General features: G+C 60.2%; 3 protein-coding genes. 2 read left to right on the top strand and 1 reads right to left on the bottom strand.

Features of this window, described 5'->3' with window-relative positions; translation table 11 throughout:
- Nucleotides 1-52 precede the first annotated feature (52 nt).
- Complete coding sequence (locus ACTJKS_RS27960; RefSeq protein ID WP_262949485.1) at nucleotides 53-988, bottom strand: LysR family transcriptional regulator; 936 nt, start codon at nucleotides 986-988, stop codon at nucleotides 53-55.
- A gap of 114 nt (nucleotides 989-1,102) precedes the next feature.
- On the opposite strand from ACTJKS_RS27960, the gene ACTJKS_RS27955 reads away from it, so the two are divergent.
- A complete protein-coding gene (locus ACTJKS_RS27955) occupies nucleotides 1,103-1,588 on the top strand; it encodes a DMT family transporter (protein WP_108182234.1) in 486 nt (161 codons plus the stop codon).
- 4 nt (nucleotides 1,589-1,592) lie between these two features.
- Nucleotides 1,593-2,048, top strand: a complete 456-nt coding sequence (locus ACTJKS_RS27950; protein WP_041070865.1) for a DMT family transporter — start codon at nucleotides 1,593-1,595, stop codon at nucleotides 2,046-2,048.
- Nucleotides 2,049-2,322: the final 274 nt, after the last annotated feature.

Below are 2,322 nucleotides of genomic sequence, written 5' to 3'. Positions count from 1 at the left end.
AGTCAAAAGATCGCAGCCTTCGGCAGCTCCTACACGGGGGGCGGTGTAAGGTTCAGGGTCTGTCCCAGTAGGGGACTTCGCCGAAACATTCGATGAAGAAGTCGATCACCGTACGCACCTTCACCGACAGTCGCCGGCTACCCGGCCACAGCACCGCAATCTGCTGCGGCTCCAGACTGTTGGACACCTGATACTCGCGCAACACCGGCACCAGCGTGCCTTCACGCACCGCTTCACCAATCAGCCACGACGGGAACATCACCAGCCCCAGGCCTTGTTCGGCGGCCTGGGTGAGGGTGTCGGCGTGGTTGCCAGTGATCGGGCCTTTGACCGAGTAAGGCGTCCAGTCGCCCTGACCTTGACGAAAGAACCAGCGCTGCTGACCGGTTGCGCCTTTGTAGGCCAGGCACTGATGCTGCGCCAGATCTTTCGGGTGTTGCGGGATGCCGTGGCGCTGCAGATAGGTCGGGCTGGCGGCGACCTGAAAACTGTGCGGTGCCAGAATCCGCGCCTGCATGCTTGAATCGTGCAGCGGGCCGATGCGAAACAGCAGGTCGGCACCTTCCTGCAGCGGGTCGACGTAATGGTCGGTCTGCTGGATGTCCAGTTGCAGCTTCGGATAGCGCGCGCACAATTTTCCCAGCCACGGCGTCAGGTGACGCTGACCGAACACCACCGGCGCATTGATGCGCACCAGCCCGGTGGGTTCGCTTTGCTGCTCCTGCAGCGCCTGTTCGGCTTCTTCCAGTTGCACCAGCACCAGCCGCGCATGGTGGCCGAGCATGCGCCCGGCCTCGGTCGGCGTCACGGCACGGGTGTGGCGGTAGAGCAATTGCTGGTTCAGCGCCTGCTCCATCAACTGGATCTGCCGCGAGATCGAAGAGGGCGCCACGCCCTCGCGACGGGCGACTTCAGAGAAACTGCCGTGGTCGAGTACCGCCACAAACAGCCTCAACGTCTTGAATCCCAGTTCGGTTAGCCCGTGCATGAATCTGTCCTGTTGTGCGAGTTGCGCAAAAGTGTTGTCTGGATGCTCCCATTTATCGCACAGCGGCGCCAGCCGATAATCCGCACCATCGTTTACTTGCATGGGAATTTGAATATGCAAACGCTGGATGAAGTAAGTGGGGCGGCACCGGCTACCCGGTCGGGGCTGCGCTTGTTGTTATTGCCGTTGGTCATTCTGGCCGGCATGGGCCTGTCGGTGGAGGCCGGATTGCTTGGGCCATTGGGTGAGCAAGTCGGGCATCTGTGGGCGACCTTGAGCATCTTCGGCGTGGGTTCGGCGATTCTGTTTTTGCTGCTGTTGTTCGCAGGGCCGCAAAAGGGCCCGGCGCTGACCGAGCTGCCGCGCTGGCAGTTGATCGGAGGATTTCTCGGGCCAATGTACGTGGTGGTGTTGACCCTGGCGACGCCGCATATCGGGATTGCGATGACGATGATCGCGATTCTCTCGGGGCAGGTCGGCAAGAGTGTACTGATCGACCATTTCGGCTGGTTCGGCGCGACGCGCAAGAAGGTCAATGCCGAGCGCTGGCTGGCGTTGGTGTTGATTGTGGTGGCATTGATTCTGATTGCGCGAGGTTGAAGAGATGAGTCTGGTTATTTTGTTGGCAGTGGTGGTGTTGGCTGGCGCGGTGTTGAGTGTGCAGGCGGCGATCAATGGACGCCTGGGTGAAACGGTCGGGGTGTTGCGCAGTAGTCTGCTGACGTTTGTCGTGGGGGCTGTGACCACCGGATTGTTGATTCTGTTCTTTGAGCCGGCGCAGGCGGTCAGCCTCTTGGACGTGCCGAAGTGGCAGCTCACCGGGGCGCTGTTTGGTGTGGTTTACATGATGGTCATGGTCGGTGCTGTGCCTGTCGTGGGTACGGCGGTGGCGACTGTTGCGGTGATCGTCGGGCAATTGGGGATGGGGATGTTGATCGATAATTTTGGCTGGCTGGGGAATCCGGCGATCGAGCTTTCGTCTTCTCGGGTGTTGGCGATGGTTTGTCTGGGGTTGGCTTTGGTCTTTATGTATCGCAGCAGTGTTCGGGGTTCAGATTGAGTTTTGGGTGTATATCCGTTTTTTTGGTGAAGGCTGGTTAGGGTTCCGCCCTTACGGCGGGTCACTTTTTCCAGACGCCGAAAAAGTAACCAAAAAGGCTTTACCCTGACGTTCGGCCCTCGCTTAGGCTCGGGTTCCTTCGCTGCGGGATTCATCCGGGGGCAGCGCCTACGGTTTGCTTCGCTGCACCTCCTCTCGCTGTGTTTGGCTGCGCCAAACGGTCGCTGCGCTCCCACCCCCGGATAAATCCCTCCACTCAGCCTGCCGACGGGCC

The organism is Pseudomonas sp. 22189 (genome assembly GCF_052045635.1).
Taxonomy (GTDB): Bacteria; Pseudomonadota; Gammaproteobacteria; order Pseudomonadales; family Pseudomonadaceae; genus Aquipseudomonas; species Aquipseudomonas parakoreensis.
The sequence above is the reverse complement of the archived record's forward strand: the minus strand, read 5'-3'. Positions and strand labels throughout refer to the sequence as shown.

Bases quoted from the DNA above. Each gene is read 5' to 3' on its own strand.
- ACTJKS_RS27960 (WP_262949485.1), bottom strand. From the start codon at position 988: ATGCACGGGCTAACCGAACTGGGATTCAAGACGTTGAGGCTGTTTGTG.
- ACTJKS_RS27955 (WP_108182234.1), top strand. From the start codon at position 1,103: ATGCAAACGCTGGATGAAGTAAGTGGGGCGGCACCGGCTACCCGGTCG.
- ACTJKS_RS27950 (WP_041070865.1), top strand. From the start codon at position 1,593: ATGAGTCTGGTTATTTTGTTGGCAGTGGTGGTGTTGGCTGGCGCGGTG.